Source organism: Nannocystis punicea, assembly GCF_026965555.1.
Classification (GTDB): domain Bacteria; phylum Myxococcota_A; class Polyangia; order Nannocystales; family Nannocystaceae; genus Nannocystis; species Nannocystis punicea.
Genome location: NZ_CP114040.1, coordinates 9,028,784 through 9,050,321 on the forward strand (window position 1 = coordinate 9,028,784; position 21,538 = coordinate 9,050,321).

Consider the following 21,538-nt stretch of genomic DNA (forward strand, 5'->3'; position numbering starts at 1 on the left):
AGCCGCGCAAGCGACCAATGCTTCGTCCGCGGACCTGTCGCAGGCCGTGCCAGCGCGACCGCGCCCCGGGCGATGCCCGCCCTCAGCGTTGCGTCTTGCGCTTGCTCCCGCCGCGCTCCGCCGCCAGCGCCGCGAACGTCGGCGCCGGGACGAACAGCCACCATTGCGGCACCACCTCGTCGACGATCTCCAGCCCGCCCGGGTACCAGTAGCTGAAGCTCAGCCGGTTCTCGCGCTCCGCGCTCACGCCCCAGCCGCCCGGCAGCGGGCGCGCCTTGCCTCCGGCCTCGCGCTCGCTCGCCAGCGCCGCTGCGAACTCCTGGCGCGTCGCCTTCGCGTCGCCAGAGCCCGCCTCGGCCAGCTTCACCAGCCAGGCGCGCGCGTGCAGCTGCAGCTCCGCGCTGGACTCCGGGGACGCGGCCTTTATAAACACCTCCGGCGAGCCGGGCTGCAACGCGCTCCGGTTGTAGGCGACGAGCAGCGCCGCCGGAGCGCCCTCGATCGCCCGGTCCAGGGTCGTCAGGGCGGCGGGCACGTCCCCCGCCAGCGCCTGCACGACTGCAGCGTTGTTGAGCAGCAGCGCCCGCTCCCGGCCGCTCTTGCGGGCCGCCTGCGCGGTGAACGACGCCAGGGCTCGCTGCAGCGCCGCCGCGTCGCCGAACCGGCCCTGCAGCGCGTCGACGGTCGCGCGGATCGTCGCGACGACGTCGGCGTCGAGCTCGGCGGGCAAGGTCGCGGCCGCCTGCGCCGCCGCGGCGAGCACGGCCCTGTCCTCCCAGGTCAGCGCCACGTCGATCATCGCCCGCACCTGCTGGAGGCGGATGTCGGGGTCGTTCGCCAGCGCGGGCGGCAGCGGCGTCATCACCGTCGCCGCGGCCAGGTACGCGTCCGTCATCGTGCGCACGGTCGCGTAGAGCAGGCGCCACGCGTCGGGCGAGAGGATGAACTTCATGACCAGGCGCAGGGCCTCGCGCTCGAGGTCGGGCCCCGCCCCGCCCTCGCGCGTGCTCGCGGCGACCACGGCGACGAGCAGCTGGATCACGGCCGCTCGCGCCGGATCGAACTCGCCGTACTCGACCACCAGGGCCTGCACGGCCGCGACCTGACGCTCGACGTTCGCCGTCGAACGACCCTCGACCACCGCCATCAGCTCGCGCAGAAGGAGCACCCCCACGGTGCCGAGAGCGACCTCGTAGTACAGCTGATCGCGGTGCTTCAGCTGGCGCGCCGCCCAGATCTGCTCGCCCGCCGCGAGCATGTCCACGTCGCGCTTCATCGCCAGCACCGCCAGCCCCGTCAGCGGCCGGGCGTCGTCCGGGTGGCGGTGGCGCGCCACGATGAACGCCTCCTCGGCGTCGCGGTAGCGGCGGAGCTGCACCAGCAGGTAGCCGCGCTCGACCCGCTCCGCCACGTCCGTCGCCGACGCCAGCGCGACCGCCCGCCGGGCCTGCTCGGCCCGCGTGTCGAGCTCCGCCAGCCGCTCGGCGAACGCCGCCGCGTCGGCCGGGCCGGGGCCCCGCTCCCTGGCTGTCCTCAGGGCCATGTCGCCACATTCGCGGGCGAGCGCCCCATAACAGGCGCGGGCCAGGTCGGCGTGGTCCGCTCCGGTCGCCCGCGCCCCCTTGAGGGCGATCGCCAGCTCGTGCAGCCGGATCGCCGTCGCAGGGTCCTCGCCCTCCTCGCGGGCCACCGCCGCGCGCGTCAGCGCCTGGGGCACCTGCGCGTGCCGGGGGTGCTCGCGCAACAGCCGTGCAGTCGCGTGCATCTGCAGGGCCGTCGCCGACGCCACCGCCGAATGGAACGCCGACACGGCCTCCTCGAGCTCCTGCTCGTCGAACGAGCCGTCCCTCCGCACCTCCTCGACCAACGCCTGCAGCACCTGTGTGAACACACCTGGCCTCCGGAACATCTCGAAGCCACGCACCAGATCGTAGGCCACGGTCAGCGCCGCCAACAGCTCCGGATCGCCGCTGCCCGCCGCGAGGGCCCGCTCGGCCAGGACGACGCCGCGGCCGAACTCCAGCGCGACCGGCCAGATCTCCGTGACCGTGCTGCGTCGCTCGAGTGCCTGCGAGGTCGTGGTGATGGCCGCGCGGGCCGCCGCCACCGCGGCCGGCCCCGCCGCTGCCGAGACGAGCTCGGGGGCCAGCGACGCCTCGATCCGCACCATGAACCACCGCGGGAAGATCGCGTGCAACGGCGCCTGCGGCCCGGGATCGAGCTTACCCGCCAGCTCCGCGAGCTGCCGCTCGGTGCGCTCCGCCCCGTTTTCGGGCGGCTTGACCTCGCGGGGAGCCTGCTTGCACGCGACCACGAGGAACCCGACGAGCAGGAGCCGACGCATCATTGCCCGCATCATACCGCGACGTCGTGGCCGTCGGAGTTCGATGCGGTGCTCGTCGCAGCGCGCGGGCGAGCCGGGGCGCCTCAGCGGAGCCCGGCGAAGGTCGCCGCGATCGCGGCCCGCGTGCGACTGGAAGTCACCTGACGGACGAACTGATCGGCCGGCGGGGCGATCGTCACCAGGGCGATCACGCCGGCGTAGAGCACGGCCGTGCCGAACCACTGGCGACGACTGCCGAGCTTGAGCGCCGTACCGAACGATCGCTTCATTCGCGCGCCGACGAGGTCGACGCTGGACAGCTCGTCGAGCGCGAGGTGGACCAGGAAGCCGCCCGTGAGGAACACGCCCGCGAGCCAGGCCGGGGTCGGCGCGAGGCCGAATGCACGCGAGGCGACGTGCACCGCCAGGACGCCGACCAGCGCGGCGAACGGGAGCGAGTGAACGAGGCCGCGATGGACACAGAGCCAGGCCGTGAAGCCGCGCAGGCCGACGCGGACCGCCACGAAGGCCGCGACCGCCGCGAGCACCACCAGCCCCGGCGCGCTGTCGACGTGGAGCGCCAGGACGACCGCAGCCGCCGCGGCCACCGCCAGGGCGCCGAAGATGATGCGGGTCGGCACGGAGCTGTCGGCGTCGATGTCGGGGAGCATGCCTCCGAGCACGCCGAGGCCGAAGCACGCGCCGCCGACCAGCGGCGTCACCAGCTCGCCCGCGATCGCCAGACCTGCGGCGACCGCCGAGGGTATCGCCGCCCCGAGGAAGTGGACGCGAAAATTGGCCATGAACCGGGCGCGAGCTTAGGCCGGACCCGCCTCCGCCTTCAAATTTGTCCACGCGTGCCGCGGCCAGGGCTCACGAGCGCCCTCGCCGAAGCCAGGCTCGAACAGAAGCGCTCCCCGAGCCCCTCGTCGATCCATCCGCTCACAGCGAGCGCGCGAATGCTCCTCGCCGAGATGTACGTCGTACTCGAGCAAGCCCGGCCGCCTCGACAGGATGCACGACCAACGACTCGAAAATGCGTCGCCGTCAGCCCGCTGGGCAGCGAGTCGACGATCTGCGATCGTGCCGCCACCCATGACTGCGGAGTACACGGAGGATCCCGGCGGCGGTTACTTCAATTGCTGGACGGGCCGCTACCCGACCTCCTGCGTGCGGACGCTCGATCTGTACATGGCGTGGCGCGACGGCGAGGAGTTTCCGCCGCTGGCCGAGTTCGCGAACCTTACCCGCCTCGCGGTGCCGGCCGACATGTTGACGCGCTCGCGGGTCGCCGAGGTCGCGCAGACCAACATCGTCGCGCTCGAGATCTCCATGCACGACGGCCCGAGGCCGCCCCCCGAGGTGTTCGAGCTCCCGCGCCTCGAGGTCCTCGACCTGTCCGGATGCGAGCTGGAGGCGCTGCCCGACCGCTTCACCGAGCTGCCGCGGCTCCGGCGGATCGGCCTGGCGCACAACCAGCTGGTCGAGCTGCCGCCGAGCCTGCTCGCGTCGCCGTCGCTCACGAGCCTCGACCTCGGCTTCAACCAGATCGCCCAGACCCCGGCGTTCGCGCCCGACAGCCGGCTCGAGCAGCTCGACCTCACCGCCAATCCGCTCGGCGTCCTCGACGTCGCCCGCTTGCCCCGCAGCCTGACCGTGTTGAAGGCCCAGGCCGAACTCGAGGAGGTGTCCGACGCGATCGCCGAGCTCGTGCACCTCCGCGAGCTCGCGCTCGGATCGAAGCTGCGATCGCTGCCCGACCTCGGGCGACTCGCCCGCCTCACGACGCTCGAGCTCGCGGGCAAGCTCGGAGAGGCGCTGTTCGAGCGCCTGCCCGTCACGCTCGCGGAGCTGCACGGCTACGGCTCGCATTGCATGGGGCTCGACCGCATCCCGCCGGCGATCGGCCGACTCGCTCAATTACGCGTCCTGCACCTCCCGTTCGAAAAAATCACCGAGCTCGCGGTCGAGCTGCGCGAGGTCCCGCTCGAGCGGCTCGTGCTGTCGAGCACCTGCCTCGCGGACACTCCGACCTACGCGCATTTGCCCGGCTCGCTGCGGGTCCTGCAGCTCGCCAACGTCGGCATGACGCGCTGCCCGCCGCGGATCGCCGAACTAATGGAGCTGCGGGAGCTCGTGCTCAGCGCGAACCGGCTGACCGAGATCCCGGAGGCAGTGCGCGCGCTGCCGCGATTGACGAAGCTCAAGGCCAGCGACATGCGCCGGTGAGCGCGCGCGGGCGAACAACGCCGTGAGGCGCCGCGGACGCGCGTGAGCGGCGATGCGGCCCTCGCCGCAGACGAATGCGCGCGGTCGGTCCCGACCGCCGAAAACCAGCCGCGACCCGCCGAAAGCTGTCCCGACCCTCCTCGACCTATACCCCGCCCGCTTCGACTCACTCGAATGCCCGGACGACCCCGTGCGCGAAGGAGGCAAAATCGTTCGACCGACCCGGACGTGACGCCGGTCGGCACGCACGAGGTGCTCGCGCGGACTCTCGGCGCCCGCGCAGCGAAATCAGCCGCGACCCGCCGCGCCGCTCAGGGGTGTCGATGGTGATGCTGCAGCGCGTGCCCGGCGGCTGCCATGTAGCGGCGCGACTCGGCCTCGTCGACGGGCAACCCCAGCTCGCCGTGCAGGTGCGCCAGCCCGAGCGCCTGCATCGCCTCGGGGTGTTCGAGCGCGGCGGCCTGTTCGTACAGCGCCACCGCGCGAGGCAGATCCACCGGCGTCCCGAGCCCCGCGCGCGCCGCGTTCGCCAGCATGAACATCGCGTCCGCGGAGCCGGCCTGGACCGCCTGCTCGAACCACCGCACCGCCGCCGACCGATCGGCCGGCGCGCCCTGCCCGCTCTGACTCATCAGCCCGAGCTCGTAGGCCGCCGAGCCCGGGCGCGTCGCCTCGGCCGCGAGGAACAGCGCGCGCGCGCGTTCGAGGTCGCGCGGCGCATCCGGCGAGCCGCGCCGCAGCAGTCGCCCCAGGGCGACCTGGGCCGCCACGTCGCCGGCCTCCGCCGCCGCAATCATCGCCGGCAGCTCCGCGTGCTCGGCGTGCTCGGCGTGCTGCGCCTGCGCCACGGGCAGCGCCCGCTCGGGCGCTTGCCGGTGGTCCGCAGGCGTGCACGCGGCCAGCGCGACGACGAGGACGGCGCGTCGCATCGGTCTCACTCGCTCAGGTCGATCGCGTAGAGCGACAGCGACTTGCCGCTGCCGTCATCCTGCTCGAGCAGCGAGATCCCGGCGATCCCGGCCTCCTCCGCCTTCGGCAGGGCGCCTTGCGCCGACGAGAACGTCACCGGGCCCATCGTCGTCACCTTCGTGAAGTGCCAGCTGCGGGCCGAGCCGTTGGCCGCGCGGGTGAGGTCCGAGATCTTCTTGATGTAGGCGATGAGGACCTCGCGGTTGGTGTCGGGCGCCGCGAAGATCGTCTTGGTGCCGTCGAGGCCGGGGAACTGGCCGCCGCCGCCGGCGCGGTAGTTGTTGGTGGCGACGATGAACTCGGCCGCGGGGTCGATCGCCGCGCCCTCGAAGGTGAGGTTCTTGATCCGGCCGCTCGCCTTCTCGCCCATCGGCGGCAGCGGCTGGGTCACGTCGATCTCGTACGAGACCCGCGTGTCGGTGATCATGTCGAAGTTGTAGCCGGGCATCGCCAGGTTGATCAGCGACTGCGGCGTCGCGGCCTGCGGGTCGATCTGGTTGAAGCGGATCGCCGCCGTCTCGAGCCAGTCCTTCAGCTCCGCGCCGGTCACCTTCACCGCCTGCAAGGTGTTGGCGTAGAGGTAGAGGTCGGCCGCGTTGTTGATGGCGATGCCGCCGGCGGGCACGTCGGTGTAGTCGTTGCCGCCGCCGAAGCCCGACTTGAACGGCGCGCTCATCGACAGCACCGGCAGGCCGGCGTACTCCGGGAGGTTGGCCTCGACGTAGGCCGCGACGTAGTCGGCCTGGGCCTGGTTGACGATCTGGATCGCGCTGACGTCGCCGACGTCCGCGAACACCGTCGTCATCTCGAAGTCGCTCATGCCGATCGGCGTCTTGACGTAGGCGATGGTCGACTCGTGCTCGGTCGATACCAGCGGCGCGATCGACGGCTCGGCGGCGACGAACACCTTGGCCTTGTCGTTCTGCCCCTCGCACATCGTCGCGAACGCGCACGGCTGGCCGGTGCGCCAGTTCTGCTCGGCGTCGCAGGCGACGGGCAGCCCGCCCATGCACGTGGTGGAGATCGGGCGCGCCTCGACGATCGTCTCGCCGGGCTCGATCGTCCAGCGGCCCTCGCCGTACACCAGGCCGAGCTTCATCACCCCGAGGTGCTGCCCCCAGAAGTTGGCCATCATCGCCGGCACGCCGGCGACCGAGCCCGCGTCCTTGTCGACCATCGGCAGGTCGAATTGCGGCAGCGTGCTGGCGGCGTTGGGGAACACCTGGTGCGAGTGGCCCATCAGCATCGCGTCGATCCCCGGCACCTGCGCCAGGTACCAGGCCTGATTCTCGAGCGCCGGGGTGTACTCCTCGTCGTCGAGCCCGCCGTGGATGATCGCCACCACCAGGTCGGCCCCCTGCCCGCGCAGCGCCTCGACGAGCCCCGGCACGACCTCCTGGACCCCGTCGGTGGTGACCTTGCCCTCGAGCCACTTCTTGTCCCAGTTCATGATCGCGGGCGGCGTGATGTCGACGAACCCGATCGTCAGGGTCGACTCGATCGGCGCCTCGTCGGGGCCGACCGCGGTGATGGTCCGCGACAGCAGCGCGGTCGGCGGGAACAGCGTCGCCGCGCTGGAGACGCTGAACACGTTGCTCGACAGCTGCGGGAACGTCGGCCCGCCGCACGCGCCGGAGCCCGACAGGTCCATCCCGTCGATCTCGAACGGCGTGTGCGTCACCTGCGACAGGAACGGCAGCCCGTAGTTGAACTCGTGGTTGCCGATTCCGCCGACGTCGAACTCGAGGTGATTCATCACCTTGTACATCGCCAGGGTGTCGTCGCAGCCGATCGGCTCGACCAGCGCCTGGAAGTCGGCCAGGACGGTCCCCTGAATCGTGTCGCCATTGTCGACGAGGAAGTTATTGGCGAACTCCTCGCGCGCCTGCTGGATCAGGGTCGCGGTCCGCTCGAGCCCGAAGCTCGGGTCCTCGGTCAGCTTGAAGTAGTCGTAGCCGAGGATGTTGGTGTGAAGGTCGGTCGTCTCGAGCAGCGCGACGACCGCCCGCGCGCCGTCCGGCGTCGCCGGGTCGCCCGTGGTGCTCGTGCCCGCGGTCGTCGAATCGGTCGCCTCCGTGGTCGAGGTCGTCGCCTCCGTGGTCGAGGTCGTCGCCTCCGTGGTCGAGGTCGCCTCCGTGGTCGAGGTCGTCGCCTCCGTGGTCGAGGTCGTCGGGGCCGACGTCGAGGTCGTCTCCTCCGAGGTCGAGGTCGTCGGGGCGCCTGTGGTCGGACCGGTGGAATCGGTGGTGCCGCTCGATTCGGTCCCCGCGGTCGACGAGGAATCACCGCAGGCGATCGAGGCCACCGCCGGGGCGGCGAGCGCGAGGAAAAGGGGCGAGACGCGCAATGTCATGACTTCTCCGGGCAACGCCGTCGACTGCCGTCGCGGCGCGCGGATGGTGCCCAGGGCGACTCGATCGTGTCAAGGCGCGGGATTGCGACGCGCGCGTGGAATTATCGACATTGTCATGACGCTCGAGTCACACGCATGAATCCGCCGTGTTCGGCCTCACGGATCCTCGGCGAGTGGTTCGCTCGCTCGCATCATCGGGGGACGGACGTCGCCGGCCTCGGCGATCTCCAGCGCTCGCCGATGAACCTTCGGGTCGCGATGGTTCGGCTCGTGTCCGGTGACTCGACGACCCGGCGGACAGCGACGCACGGCCCCGACCCCTCGCGCAGTTCGACCTCGAAGATCTCGAGCGCCTCGTCGGCGCTCACGCTCGCTGCTCGTCGCCGTCGCCGGATCGAACCCGTCCCCCGTCACGCCGATGTCGAGCGACCAGCAGAGCAGGATGTCGTCGTCGACTCGCCTCGCGGAGCGTCCGTCGCTCCGCACCGAGCGCACGAGCCACGTCGCCGCGAGCGACGACTCCTCGAGATCGAAGGCCGCCCGCGAGCACCTGCGCGAGGTCCCTCGACGGCCCCGAGTCGTCCTCGACGTCGCCGACACACACCGAGGGGCACGACCTCGTGCCAACGGACCTGCGCTTCTCTGAACACGACTTCACGGTTGGCGACCCGCAGCATGAAGGTCGCCAACTTCCACTTCATCCAGCGCCTCCAGCGGTGCGCCACCGAACATCGGCGGTGCGGTCAAGTGTCCATCGTGCGAACAATTTTTCGCATTTGTGACGCGCTGTTATGGCGCAAGGCCCTCGATCGTGGGTGCGGATGGGCTGGGCGAACTCCCTGCCGCAGACCTCACGTCGTTTCGTGATCCAACTCGCTGCCGTCTGTGCTAACGGTTACGGAGTTTTCATGCGTCAGGGTGCGGGTCCAGGGGGGAAATCGGTGCTTGCACTGCTCATCGCAGTGTTCACCGCGCTCCTGTTCTCCGCGCCGCGAGACACGTGGGCGATGGAACGCGGTCGCGGCGAGGACAGTATCTCCGCCGGCAGCCACGATGTCCCCATCGTCTCGCGGCAGCAGGCGCCCCTCGATCAGTCCCCGCGGCGCGACCAGAGCGACCCGGCCCCCCCGCGGCTCGACTTCTTCGAGCTTCAGGCGGCCGCGTTCGCGTCGTGGCCGCTGCCGGCGCAGAGCCGGCCGCACCGCTCGCACCAGGCCCACTGCACGCGCGCTCGCGGCCCCCCGACCGTGTCCTGATCCGCCCGGGCGCCGCTCGATCGCCCGCACATTCCCGCGTCTTGCCGGTTTTCGCCGCAGGTCCGGGAGGTCATGTGAAATGACCAGGACATCACCGCCACTCCGAGTGACACGCGCCAGGCTGCGCCCGGCACCGTGTCCGGCCGCGCCATGGTCTTTCACCGCTCTGCGCACAACCCCGCTCGATTGCACGCGCGTGCCTGCTGCGATCTTGCCGCGAATCCAAGCCCTCGATGACTGACCCAACGCGAGTCTCCGCCCGCGTGCTCGAGCTCCTCGCCAAGAGCGCCGGCCACGAATTGTCGCTGCACGTGGCCCGCGAGGCCGCCCGCAGCGCGCGCCTGACCGGCGAGGACTGGCTCGGACCGGCGGCCAGGGCCATGCGGCGCGCCGGCCTCAAGGCGGCTCACTTCGCCTTTTCGACCCCGGCCGAGCTCACGCGCCTGCGCTCGCTCGACTCGCCGGCGGTGACCCGGGTCGGCGAGCGCTGGCTGCTGCTGCTCGGCGAGCGCGCCGGCGTCCTCGACCTGCGCGTCGTCGACGCGCTCGGCGAGCAGGTCCTGAACCTGCGCGGGCCGGGGCTGACCCGCTGGCTGGCCGACCACGGGGCGACCTGGCCGCTGCCCTGGTTGGCGATCGAGCCGCAGCTGATGTACTCGGCCCTGTCGCGCGCGCCCACCGACGTGCGCCGGCTGCTGCGGACCCTCGGCCTCGAGCGGCGCGGGATCTTCGTCGTGCTGGTCTACGGCGTCGCCATCGCCGTCGCCTCGCTGGCCGTCCCGCTCGCCACCCAGGCGCTGGTCAACACGATCTCGGCCACGGCCATGCTGCAGCAGATCGTGATCCTCGCGGTCCTGCTGGCGATCACCCTCAGCGCGGTCGCGTTCCTGCGGGTGCTGCAGCTGATCGCGGTCGAGCGGATCCACCGCCGCTGGTGGGTGCGCGGCGCGACCGACTGGATCCGGCGCATCTCGCAGACCTCGCGCACCTCGCGGCAGTCGGCCTCGAACCGCGACCTGACCAACCGCTTCCTCGACGTCGCCATGCTTCAGAAGGACGTCGCGGCGCTGCTGCTCAACGGCTCCTCGCTGGTGCTGGTGATGCTGGCCAGCCTGGTGCTGCTCGGGTTCTACCACCCGGTCCTGCTCGCCTTCGACGCGGTGCTGATCCTCGGCATCGGCGGCGTCCTGCTGGCCGGCTTCGGCGCGACCGCGGGGGCCAAGCGCGAGGCCAGCGCGCGCTGGGCCGTGTTCGCGTGGATGGACGAGGTCGCCGGCGGCCGCCTCACCTTCGCCGGCCCCCGCGGTCGCGCCCTCGCCGACGGCCGCGGCGAGTTCCTGCTGCGCGACTGGCTCAACGCCCGCAACCACTACTTCCGGCCGCTCCTCCGCCACGTCATCGCCGGCGCGGGCCTCGAGGTGGTGGCGACCGTCGCGGTCCTGGCGATCGGCGGGTCGCTGGTGGTCTCGCAGCAGCTGCAGCTCGGCCAGCTCGTGGCGGCCTCGGTGCTGGTGTCGCAGATCGGCTCCGGCGTCGGCCGCCTCGGCCGCCAGCTCGACCCGATCTACGAGGGCATCGCCTCGGTCTGGTCCATGAGCCAGGCCCTCGACGCGGACCTCGAGCCCAGCGGCGGCGAGGCCCTGCCGCGGCGAGCGGCGCCGCTCGCCGTCGAGCTGGTCGACGACGCCGGGGCCGTGGTCATGGCCGTCAAGCCCGGCGACCGCGCCGCGCTGGTGGGCGCCAGCGACAGCCACAGCCGCGTGCTCGACCTGCTCTACGGCTTCTTCGGCCGCACCCGGCTGCCGAACCTGTCGGCCCGGCTCGACGGCCACGACGTCCACCTGCTCGAGCTCGAGAGCCTGCGCGACCAGGTCGCCCTGGTCCGCGGCGGCGAGGTCGTGTGCACCACCGCGCTCGAGAACCTCGTCGGCGCCGGCTGGACGGGCCACCCCTCCGAGCTCGACGAATTGCTCGACCTGGTCGACCTGCAACCCGCGCTGCAGCGGCTGCCGAACGCCCTGCAACAGGAGCTGCTGCCCGACGGCGACGCCGGCCCGCTGACCGACAGCGAGGTCCGGCGGATCGTCCTGGTGCGGGCCCTCGTCGCCCGGCCGCGGCTCCTGCTCATCGACCTCGGCCTCGATCGGCTCGGCCTCTCCGCCCCCCGGCGCGCGGCCCTGCTCGACTGGCTCTTCGACCGCCGGCGGCCCTGGACGGTCCTCCTCGTCACCGACAGCGTCCACAGCCGCGACCTGCTGGCCCGCTGCGACCAGCAACACACGATCCGCATGCCAGGGAGCGAGCGATGAGTGCACCCACGCACCTGACCCCGTTGTTCGACACGACCCGCACCAGCCTGCTGTCGGTCCGCCAGCCGCACAGCACCCGCGTGGCCGTCCTGCTGCTCGCCGTCGCGCTGCTCCTGATCGTGGCGGCGCTGATCGTGGTGCCGTGGCAGCAGAGCGTGCCGGCGCAGGGCCGCGTCATCGCCTACGCCCCGCTCGACCGCCAGACCTCGATCGAGGCGCCGATCGACGGCCGCCTGCAGACCTGGCACGTCGAGGAGGGCTCCCACGTCAAGTCCGGCGACCCGATCGCCGACATCAGCGACAACGACCCGGAGATCCTCGCCCGCCTCGAGCGCGAGCGCCTGGCGATCGACTCGCGCAGGCTGGCCTCGCAGAGCGCGGTCGACGTCAACCGCGCCAAGATCGCGGCGCTCGAGATGAGCGAGACGGCGCAGTCGTCGTCGGCCGGGCTGCGGGCGAAGATGGGCCACGACCGCCTCGACGCCGCGCAGCGCGCCGTGGACGCGGCGGTCTCGGCCAACGAGACCGCCAACCTCAACCTCACTCGCACCGAGGCGCTCTTCAAGGAGGGCCTGGCCTCGACCCGCGAGCTCGAGCTCGCCAAGCTCGAGGTCGACACCAGCTCGGCCGATCTCGACACGTCCAGGTCCGAGCAGAAGGCGGCCGAGCGCGAGATCGGGGCGCTCGAGGCCGACGCCGACGCAGTCGCCACCACCGCCCGCGCGACCATCGAGGAGGCGCGCAGCGCCCTCGCCGACGCCGAGAGCAACCTCGCCGCGGCCGAGGCCGACCTCGTCCAGCTCGAGGTCCGCTTCGCCCGCCAGCGGCGGATGAAGATCGTCGCGCCGCGCGACGGCACGGTCCTGAAGCTGGTCGGCCGCCACGGCACCGACATGGTCGCCGCCGGCGACGTGATCGCGACCTTCGTCCCCGACATGGGCGCGACCGCGGTCGAGCTGTGGGCGTCCGGCCGCGACGGCCCGCTGATCTCGGCCGGCCGCAAGGTCCGCCTGCAGTTCGAGGGCTGGCCGGCGGTGCAGTTCGTCGGCTGGCCGTCGGTCGCGGTCGGCACCTTCGGCGGCGAGGTCGTGTTCGTCGACGCCATGGCCAGCGACGACGGCCGCTACCGCGTCGTCGTCCTGCCCGACCCCGACGACCTGCCGTGGCCCGAGAGCCGCTGGCTGCGCCAGGGCGTGCGCGCCAACGGCTGGGTCCTGCTCGAGGAGGTCCGCCTCGGCTTCGAGGTGTGGCGCCAGATCAACGGCTTCCCGCCGGCCCTCGGCACGCCGCCCGAGACGAAGAACCAGCAAGGGAGCACGTGAGATGTCGACGCGCACCCTGCGATTCGCGCTCTCGGCGGTCCTGAGCGCCGGCCTGGCCCTGCCGGCCGGGGCGGCGCCGCCCCGGGCGCCGAAGCCGAGCGACCGCGTCCCCGACGCGGTCCCGGTCGAGGAGCCCGCCAAGCCGCCGCCGTGGGACGCCGACGAGCGGCCCTCCGAGGCCGCGCCCAAGGTGCGCGGCGGCCCGGTGTTGGCGCTGGCCGAGGTCCTGGACAGCGTCGAGCACCGCGACCCGCGGATGGAGAGCGCCGAGCTGGGGATCCGCGGCGCCGAGGGGCACGCCCGCGGGGCGCGGGGCGCGTACGACCCGGTCCTGCGCGGCCGCGTCGCCTACGAGCCGATCTACCGCAACGCCTTCGTCGACGCCCGCGTCGAGCAACCGACGCCGCTGTGGGGCCTGACCGCGTGGGCCGGCTATCAGACCGGCGTGGGCCGCAAGCCCTTCTACAACAACACGCTCGACAGCATCCTCGACGTCGACGACCGCGTCGGCAGCCGCGACGTCCGCTCGGCCGCCGGCACGCTGACGGCCGGGCTCACGCTGCCGCTGTGGCGCGACCGCGGGATCGACCGCCGGCGCGCCAACATCCGCCAGTCGAAGATGGAGCGCGACCGCATGCAGGAGACCCGCGACGCGAAGCTGCTCGAGCTCGAGGTCGCGGCGGCGACCAGCTACTGGACCTGGGTCGCCAACGGGCTCCGCCTCGAGATCGAGGAGACGCTGCTCGACCTGGCGCAGACGCGCGACGAGGCGCTGCGCCGGCGCATCGAGCTCGGCGCCCTCGACCCCCTGGCCGGCGTCGACAACCGGCGCCTGATCCTCGACCGCGAGGGCCGCGTGGTCGCGGCCCGGCGCGCGTTCCAGCAGGCCGGCCTCGACCTGTCGCTGTACCTGCGCGACGGCGCCGGCAACCCGGTCGTCCCCGGCGCCGAGCGGCTGCCGATGCGCCTGCCGGAGATGCTCACCCCGGACACCGGCAGCGTCGAGGCCAAGATCAACGAGGCGCTCGATCACCGGCCCGACCGCCGCGCGCGCATGACCCTCCGCTCGCAGACCGACGTCGAGGTGCGCTGGGCCAAGAACCAGCGCACGCCGCGGGTCGAGCTGTCGGCCTGGGTGTCGCGCTACATGGGCCGGCCGCTGATCCAGGGCTTCAGCCGCAACAACGCCGTCATCGCGCTGCTGTTCGAGATCCCGATCCCCCTGCGGGCCTCTCGCGGCCAGCTCGAGGCGACCCGGGCGGCGGCCGCGAGCGTCGCCGCCGAGCTGCGCTTCCTCGACAACACCATCGCCGTCGAGGTCCGCGACGGCCACCAGGCGCTCGAGGCCGCCTACCGCCGCGCCCGCCTGGCCAACCAGGAGGTCGAGCTGTCGCGTCAGCTCGCGGCCAGCGAGTACCGCAAGTTCCAGCTCGGCGCCGGCGACCTCCTCCTCGTCAACCTCCGCGAGGTCGCCAGCGCCGACGCCGCCACCAACGAGATCCAGGCCGTGTTCGACTACTTCGTCGCCAAGGCCAAGCTCGAGGGGGCGCTCGGGCGCGGCGTCCAGCCGGTGACCCCGTGAGCCCGTCCGCCAGCTCCGTGCAGATGCAAGAGGTCCTTCGTGAATCAGAGCCCCGAGACGAGCATGGATGAAGCCGCCCCGGTCCCCGCGCGGGTGCTCGAGCTGCTCGCCGCCGCGACCGGCCAGACGCTCGCGCCTCCGGTGCCCGGCGAGCGGGCCATCGGCCTCGAGACGTGGGACGCCGCCGCCGCCCGCACCGTGCGTCAGGCGGGCCTCAAGGCCGCACGCTTCAGCGTCGAGACCGCGGACGAGCTGTCGCGCCTGTGCGCCCTCGAGGCGCCGGCGTTCACCCTGGTCGGCGATCGCTGGGTCGTCCTGCTCGGCGCGCGGCGGGGCGCGCTCGACCTGGTCGTGATCGACGGCCGCAGCGAACGCCGCGAACGCGTCCGGCCGGCGGCGCTGATGGCCTGGATGAGGCCGCGCGGCGCGCCGCGGACGAGCCAGCCGTGGCTGGCGATCGAGCCGCGGATGATGCTCTCGAAGCTGTCGTTCCCGCCGACCGAGTTCATCCGCCTGCTCCGCACCTTCGTGCTCGAGCGGCGCGAGATCTACGTCGTCAGCCTGTACGGCGCGGTCATGGCGGTCGTCTCGCTGGCGGTGCCGATCTCCGCCCAGGCGCTCGTCAACACCATCTCGGCCAACGCCCTGGCGCAGCCGATCCTGATGCTGTCGACGATGCTGCTGGTGGCCCTGGGCGCGATCGCGGTGCTGCGGGTGATGCAGTTCGTCGTCGCCGAGCGGGTCAACCGCCGCCTGTGGGTGCGCGGGGTGACCGACTGGATCCGCCGCACCTCCCGGACCTCGCGCGAGTCCCGGCAGGAGATCTCGAACCGCGAGCTGTGCAACCGCTACATGGACATGCCGATCCTGCAGAAGGACTTCTGGTCGCTGCTGCTCGACGGCACGTCCTTGATGATGGTGAGCGTCGCCAGCCTGCTGCTGCTCGCGTTCTACCACCCGCTGCTGCTGGCGTTCGACGCGGTGCTGCTGGTCGGCATCGGCCTCGTCATGCTCTCGGGGCTCGGCGCCGAGTCGCGAGCGGTGTACGAATCGCACTGCAAGTGGTCGCTGTTCTGCTGGATCGACGACGTCGGCCACATGCGGATCGCCTTCTCCGACCCGCGCGGGCGGGCGCTCGCCGACGCCCACGGCGAGGTGCTCGTGCGCAACTGGCTCAAGGCGCGCGGCAGCTACTACTCGACCCTGCTCCGCCACATCGTCACCGGCGCCGCGCTCGAGGTGCTGGCGACCGTGGGCGTGCTGGCGATCGGCGGCTGGCTCGTGATCTCGCGCGAGCTGACGCTGGGCCAGCTGGTGGCGGCGTCGGTGCTGGTGTCGCAGATCGGGGCCATGGTCCGCGGCCTCGGGCAGCAGCTCGACCCGGTGTACGAGGGCGTGGCGGCGATCGAGACGCTGGGCAGGACCCTCGACGCCAAGCTCGAGCCGCTCGGCGGCGAGGTCTTACCGGCGACGGGGCGGCCGATGGCGGTCGAGCTGACCGTGGACCATACGCAGCTGGCCGTCCAGGCGGGTCAGCGCGTCGCCCTGGTCGGCGGCACCGACGGCCACAGCCGGCTCCTCGACCTGCTGTACGGGCTCTACGACCGCACCCCGCCGATCAACATGACGGGCCGCCTCGACGGCCGCGACGTCGCCCGGCTCGAGCTGGCGAGCGTGCGCGAGCAGGTCGCGCTGGTCCGCGGCGGCGAGCTCGTGGGCGCCACCCTGCTCGAGAACATCGTCGGTCCCGACTGGCTGGGCGACCACGCCGAGCTCGACGAGCTCCTCGACCTCGTCGACCTCCGCAACGCCGTGCTCGCGCTGCCGGGCGGCTTCGATCAGGTGCTGCTGCCCGACGGTGACGGCGGCCAGCTGACCGACTGCGAGGTCCGGCGCCTGGTGCTGCTGCGCGCGCTCGTGGCCCAGCCGCGGCTTCTGCTCATCGATCTCGGGCTCGACCGGCTCGACCTCGCCGCCCCCCAGCGCGCCGCCCTGCTCGACTGGATCTTCGACCGCGCGCGCCCGTGGACCTTGCTCGTCGTCACCGACAGCGTCGACAGCGACGAGGTGCTCGCGCGCTGCGATCACCAGCACGTGCTCCACCCCGCCTGACGCCCGCGCCGGCCGTTCGGAGGCCGCACCGCATCGGTGATGCGACCTCGCGGCAGGAGGCGGAGCGGCGCGGTCGTCCCGAGTCTGTCCCGAAGGACAGGCGCGGCGGCTGCCGCCGCACCCGCGGCGGTCATACGCCCAGGGCGCGGTCAGGCCGCCGGCAGGCGGACGGTGAAGGAGCTGCCCTCGCCGACCGCGCTGGCGACCACGATCGTGCCCTGCATCCGCGCGACCAGCTCCTTGCAGAGCGCGAGGCCGAGGCCGGCGCCGCCGTGGAGGCGGGTCGAGCTGTCGTCGGCCTGGGTGAAGCGCTCGAAGATCTGCGGGAGGGCGGCCGCGGGGATGCCGATCCCCGTGTCGCGCACGTGGACCTCGACCTCGTCGCCCACGCGGGCCGCTGCGACCGTGATCGTCCCGTCCTCGGTGAACTTGGCCGCGTTGCCGAGCAGGTGGGCGAGCACGCGGACGAGCGCCTCGCGGTCGCCGACGAGCGCGAGCTCGGGCGCGACCGCGATCACCAGCCGGTCGCGGCGGGCGTCGATCGCCGGCCGGACCAGGACGACCGCGTCGTCGACGGCAGCGCGCACGGCCACCCGCTCGCGCCGCAGCGGCAGCGAGCCGGCCTCGATGCGCGAGAGGTCGAGGATGTCGTCGATGATCGTCAGCAAGTGCTTCGCCGCGCGGCCGACCTTGTCGAGGTCGTGGCAGAGGTGCGCCTGGTCGGAGGCCGCGAGCTCCTCCTCGACGATCTCCGCGTAGCCGATCACGGCGTTGAGCGGCGTGCGCAGCTCGTGGCTCATGTTGGCGAGGAAGCGCGACTTCGCCTCGTTGGCGGCGTTGGCCCGCCGCTCGGCGACGAGCCGCTCGCCGACCTCGCGCTCGAGCAGCGCGGTGCGCTCGGCGACCCGCACCTCGAGCGTCGCGTTGGCGACCTGCAGCGCCTCCTCGAGCCGGGTCCGCCACACGCTCATCCACCCCAGCACCCCGGCGAACACCGCGAACATCGACAGCGGGACGCTGAAGGGGACCGCCGGCGCGTCGAGCTGGCGATAGACGACGACCAGCGCGGCGGCGATGAAGCCGAGGAAGAACACCACCTCCCACGCCCGGCGCAGGCACACCACCACCCCGAGCACGATCGGCAGCAGGCCGATGATGTCCTCCAGGGTCATCGCATGGCGATACCCGACGTAGCAGAACCACACGAACAGGGCGTAGCAGTACAGCAGCGCGGCGAGCCGGAGCCGGCGACGCAGCGCCGCCGAGCGGAACGAGGCGGCGATGACGGCGAGGGCGACGCCCGCGAAGGTCAGGCGCACCGCGAACGAGTCGTAGGCGACGCTCCACTCGACCAGGCCGAACAGCGGCACGGTGATCGCGGCGATCAGGAACATGCCGCGGTAGAAGCCGGTGTGCTCGTCGTGCGGGCGCGCCTCGACGGACGACATCCGCCAAAGTGTCGCACACGGGCCTCGGCCGGGCAGCGCCCGCATGCAGACCTGGCGGGTCGCCGGTCGCGCCGCAGCGCGACCTCGAGGCGGCCGCGCCGCGAGGGTGTGACGCTCACTTCGCGTCGGAGCGGCGGGCCCGAGCGTGCGCCTCGGCGGTCGCCAGCACCGCCTCGGCGTCGAGCGACTCGTCGCCCGGCCGCCACTCGAGGTCGGCCTCGTAGGCCTTGAGCGGCCGCTGCAGCGCCCGCAGGCGGTCGAGCGCGCGGTCGAGGCGGTCGAGCAATTCCTCGAGCCCGGGGTTGCGCCCGCGCGCCGCGGCGACGCCGAGAGTGAGGACCTGCAGCGGAGTGTTCGACAGGTCGCGCACGGCGAGCAACAGGCGGGCGGTGCGACGCGCCTCGGCGACCTCGGCCTGGGCCCGCACGAGCTCGCGTTCGGTGGCCAGGCCGCGCCAGCGGTACAGCAGCAGCGCCGCGCCGACGAGCCCGTAGACGACGAGCACGAGCGGCTCGCTGGCGTCGATCCGGGCCCGCTCGGCCGCGGTGAAGCTGGACATCTGGACGATCGGGAGCAGCGTGTACCCGGCGATGCAGAGCAGGCCGACCCACCGCTCCGGCGCGAGCACGGCGATCGTCAGGATCGCGAGCTTTTGCGACTGGAACGGCGGCAGATCCGGGTCGAGGATGTGATAGCTGCCGACGATCCACGCGGAGGTCAAGAGCCCGACGTGGTTGACGATGAACAGCACGGAGCCGAGGAGGACGCTCTGCGGCCGCCGCCAGTGGACCAGCAGGACGAAGGCGACGATTACGAGGCCGATGAAGCTGGCGGTGAGCGGCGGCCACCACGGGGCGTCGACGTCGCGCCCGCGCAGGAGGTCGAGCGGGTACAGGCAGGCCGTGAGCAACGCCGTGAGCAGGGTGGCGCGCCAGACGTGGTGAGCGTGCAGGCCGATGAAGTCCTTCGGGCTCAAGGCGACCCCCGCTCGCGCAGGCGGGCGAGCACGCGTTGACGGCGACGGACCGGCTCGTCACGCCGGGCCAATGCCGACTCGACGAACGATCGCAAGCCCCTGTCCTCGTCGAGGAGGACCACGCGGAGAGAGGCCATTGGAAAAACCTTAGCACCGCGAGCGAGCGAGATGAACGGCGTCCGCGCCGCCTCGCAACGCGACGTGCAGTTCCGCGCTGCCAGCAATTGCCGGGCCCGCCCCGCCACCATCGATGAAAGCGCGCGCCCGACGGCAGCACGAACCTCTCGCCGGGATTGCAATCACGAGCCCGAACTGAATCGCGTGGTCGAGTGCGGCGAGGTGCGACGGGCCCTCCACCGCTCATTCGCGGCGGGCGTCGACGTGGCCTGACCGCCGCTGTTACCTTGGGACCACCCCGCGACGGCGTGGCCCCGTGACTCGCACCTCTCAGCATCGACCTCCGCGTGTGCTCACCCTCGAGGGGATCGGCGCCGGGGACATGCGCCTCCACGTCGCTCGCGTCCCGGGCTCGCCGCCGCCGCCGACCGGTCCGCTCGTCTCGACCTTCTTCATGATCTTCGTGTTCACGGCGGGCAGCGGGCGAGGACGGCACCTGGAGCCGATCGATCTGCGCGCCGGCGACGTCCACCTCGTCCCCGAAGGCACGGAGCACCAGGCGCTCGATGTCGGCGATCTTCAGGGCTGGATCGTGGGTGTCGATCCGCTGCTGCTGCGCGAGCTCGGGCCGCCGCCGGGACGCTCACGAGTCCGCGGCGAGGCGAGGCCGGCTCCGGCGCGCAGCCTGCTGGTGCGAGGATTGCTTCGCCTGCGACCCGGGCCGACGAGGCGCCGGCGGATCGAGCAATTGGTGGCCGAGATGGAGGCGGAGCTGCGGGAGGGCAAGTGGGCCGCGGCGAACGCCGCCCACGCGTGGCTCGTCCTGCTGCTCACGGAGCTCATGCGCGAGCTGCAGGAGCACGCGCCCACGGCGTCGCCGCTGGTCGGCGGGCTCGTGCGTGACGCCCTCGCCTTCATCGAGCAGCGCTGCCTGGGGCCCCTCTCGCTCAAGGACGTCGCCGCGGCGGTGGGCCGCACGCCCTCGCACCTGGCCAACGCGATCCGGCAAGAGACGGGCCTGACGGTCGGCGACTGGCTGCGGGAGCACCGAATGTCGGAAGCGCGCCGGCGCTTGCGAGACACCGACGCGAGCGTCGAGAGCATCGCCGATCAGGTGGGCTACGCCGACGCCACTCATTTCATTCGCACCTTTCGCCGCGCCCACGGAATGACCCCGCGCGACTGGCGAGAGCGCCGCCGCGCCGCGCAATGAACCGAGCCCGCGCCGACCCCAATCCGCGCCGATCTCCGCCACAAGCCGCGCTCTACCGCGGACGCGGCCTGTCGCTAGCCTCGGGGCATGATGAGAAACTCAACGACACGCGGTCGCCGCGTCCTGGTGGTCGGACTCGGGATCAGCGGCATCGCCACGGCCCTGCGGCTGCACAGGCTCGGCTGGGAGCCCGTGATCCTCGAGCGCGCCGCAGCGCGCCGCAGCGGCGGCTACGCGGTCGCCCTGTTCGGCACGGGCGTCGCGTCCGCGGCCCGGCTCGGCGTGCTCGAGGCCGTGGGCAACCGCCTGGGCCCGGCCGTCCACACCTTCGAGATCGATCGACGCGGCCGCCGACGCAAGGGCCTGGGCCTGCCCGACCTGCCCGGCGGGCCGCGCCTGGTGCTGCGCGGCGACGTGGAGAACGCGCTGTACTCCGCGCTCCCGCCCGACGTGGAGGTCCGCTTCTCGACGAGCCCGGTTGCGATCGCCCAGGACGAGCACGGCGTCGACGTGACGACCCGCCACGCAGTCACCGGCGCGACCGCGACCGAGCGCTTCGACCTGGTGGTGGGCGCGGACGGGCTGCGCTCGACCGTCCGCCAGCTGGTCTTCGGCCCGCACGCCGACTTCCTCCACCCGATGAATTACATGATCGGCGCCTGCGTCCTCCGCAGGCCCGTGCAGGGCCACGCGACCAGCGACGGCCTCGTCCTGGCCGAGGCCGGGCGTTCGGCGTGGGTGTTCCCGTTCGTCAATCACAACCCCACGGTGCTGTTCTCGTACCGCGTGGACGACGTCGCGGGGCAGTTCCGCCGGCCGGCGATCGAGTCGATCCGCGCGGCGTTCGGGCCGGAGCCCGCCGGGCCGGTGCTGAGCCAGCTCTTCGACGACTACGCGGCCGCGGAGGAGCGCCTGTTCGACTCGGTCGAGCAGGTCCGCATGGATCGCTGGCACGAGGGCCGGGTCGTGCTGCTCGGCGACGCTGCCTGGTGCCTGACCCTGTACTCGGGGATGGGCGCGTCCACCGGGATGGCCGGCGCCGAGCTGCTGGGCAACATGCTGGAGCGGCACCCCGACGACGTACTGCGCGCGCTGATCGAGTGGGAGGCGAAGCTGCGCCCGTTCACGGCGAGCCTGCAGCAGACCGCGACGACGATGCGCCAGCTCTTCACCCCCTCCGGTGAATTGCAGCGGATCGTCCGCGCGACGATCCTCCGCCTGATGAACAGCCCCGCCGCGCCGATCTTCCGCCGGCTGGTCGGCCCCGGCGCCCTGACGGAGATCGACATCGTCGCTGCATGACGGGCCGACGCGGAATGGCGGCACTCC

The 21,538-nt window shown here is 72.5% G+C and carries 14 protein-coding genes; 8 read left to right on the forward strand and 6 right to left on the reverse strand.

Annotated features, from left to right (window positions below):
• Positions 1 to 82 precede the first annotated feature (82 nt).
• Both O0S08_RS34525 and O0S08_RS34530 read right to left on the reverse strand, forming a co-directional pair.
• Complete coding sequence (locus O0S08_RS34525) at positions 83 to 2,347, reverse strand: hypothetical protein (RefSeq protein ID WP_269033696.1); 2,265 nt, start codon at positions 2,345 to 2,347, stop codon at positions 83 to 85.
• An 80-nt stretch (positions 2,348 to 2,427) separates the two neighbouring features.
• Positions 2,428 to 3,126 (reverse strand): metal-dependent hydrolase, encoded by a 699-nt coding sequence (locus O0S08_RS34530; protein WP_269033697.1) that lies wholly within the window; start codon positions 3,124 to 3,126, stop codon positions 2,428 to 2,430.
• A 292-nt stretch (positions 3,127 to 3,418) separates the two neighbouring features.
• Between O0S08_RS34530 and O0S08_RS34535 the strand changes: the two genes are divergently transcribed.
• Positions 3,419 to 4,552: a leucine-rich repeat domain-containing protein gene (locus O0S08_RS34535; protein ID WP_269033698.1), complete on the forward strand. Its 1,134-nt coding sequence runs from the start codon at positions 3,419 to 3,421 to the stop codon at positions 4,550 to 4,552.
• A gap of 311 nt (positions 4,553 to 4,863) precedes the next feature.
• Here O0S08_RS34535 and O0S08_RS34540 read toward each other — a convergent pair whose 3' ends face one another.
• A complete protein-coding gene (locus tag O0S08_RS34540; protein WP_269033699.1) occupies positions 4,864 to 5,481 on the reverse strand; it encodes a tetratricopeptide repeat protein in 618 nt (205 codons plus the stop codon).
• A gap of 5 nt (positions 5,482 to 5,486) precedes the next feature.
• Entirely contained in the window at positions 5,487 to 7,874 is a 2,388-nt protein-coding gene (locus tag O0S08_RS34545) for a 5'-nucleotidase C-terminal domain-containing protein (protein ID WP_269033700.1), read from the reverse strand.
• 941 nt (positions 7,875 to 8,815) lie between these two features.
• Between O0S08_RS34545 and O0S08_RS34550 the strand changes: the two genes are divergently transcribed.
• The 5 genes from O0S08_RS34550 to O0S08_RS34570 all read left to right on the forward strand — a co-directional run bounded on the left by O0S08_RS34550 (position 8,816) and on the right by O0S08_RS34570 (position 16,455).
• Positions 8,816 to 9,130 (forward strand): hypothetical protein, encoded by a 315-nt coding sequence (locus tag O0S08_RS34550; RefSeq protein ID WP_269033701.1) that lies wholly within the window; start codon positions 8,816 to 8,818, stop codon positions 9,128 to 9,130.
• Between the two features lie 233 nt (positions 9,131 to 9,363).
• Positions 9,364 to 11,439 carry an ATP-binding cassette domain-containing protein gene (locus tag O0S08_RS34555; RefSeq protein ID WP_269033702.1) on the forward strand — a complete coding sequence of 692 codons (2,076 nt, stop codon included), beginning with the start codon at positions 9,364 to 9,366 and terminating at the stop codon, positions 11,437 to 11,439.
• Entirely contained in the window at positions 11,436 to 12,761 is a 1,326-nt protein-coding gene (locus O0S08_RS34560) for an HlyD family secretion protein (protein ID WP_269033703.1), read from the forward strand. Before O0S08_RS34555 ends, O0S08_RS34560 begins: the two co-directional genes overlap by 4 nt.
• A gap of 1 nt (position 12,762) precedes the next feature.
• Positions 12,763 to 14,343 carry a TolC family protein gene (locus O0S08_RS34565; protein ID WP_269033704.1) on the forward strand — a complete coding sequence of 527 codons (1,581 nt, stop codon included), beginning with the start codon at positions 12,763 to 12,765 and terminating at the stop codon, positions 14,341 to 14,343.
• 39 nt (positions 14,344 to 14,382) lie between these two features.
• Positions 14,383 to 16,455: an ATP-binding cassette domain-containing protein gene (locus O0S08_RS34570; RefSeq protein ID WP_269033705.1), complete on the forward strand. Its 2,073-nt coding sequence runs from the start codon at positions 14,383 to 14,385 to the stop codon at positions 16,453 to 16,455.
• 149 nt (positions 16,456 to 16,604) lie between these two features.
• Here the strand turns inward: O0S08_RS34570 and O0S08_RS34575 are convergent, their stop codons facing one another.
• On the reverse strand, positions 16,605 to 17,903 hold the full coding sequence (locus O0S08_RS34575; protein ID WP_269033706.1) for a sensor histidine kinase: 1,299 nt from the start codon (positions 17,901 to 17,903) through the stop codon (positions 16,605 to 16,607).
• Positions 17,904 to 18,018: 115 nt separating this feature from the next.
• A complete protein-coding gene (locus O0S08_RS34580; protein ID WP_269033707.1) occupies positions 18,019 to 18,879 on the reverse strand; it encodes a hypothetical protein in 861 nt (286 codons plus the stop codon).
• A 466-nt stretch (positions 18,880 to 19,345) separates the two neighbouring features.
• On the opposite strand from O0S08_RS34580, the gene O0S08_RS34585 reads away from it, so the two are divergent.
• Together O0S08_RS34585 and O0S08_RS34590 are read left to right on the forward strand one after the other, a co-directional pair.
• Entirely contained in the window at positions 19,346 to 20,209 is an 864-nt protein-coding gene (locus tag O0S08_RS34585; protein WP_269033708.1) for a helix-turn-helix transcriptional regulator, read from the forward strand.
• Positions 20,210 to 20,296: 87 nt separating this feature from the next.
• Entirely contained in the window at positions 20,297 to 21,511 is a 1,215-nt protein-coding gene (locus O0S08_RS34590) for an FAD-dependent monooxygenase (RefSeq protein ID WP_269033709.1), read from the forward strand.
• Positions 21,512 to 21,538 lie beyond the last annotated feature (27 nt).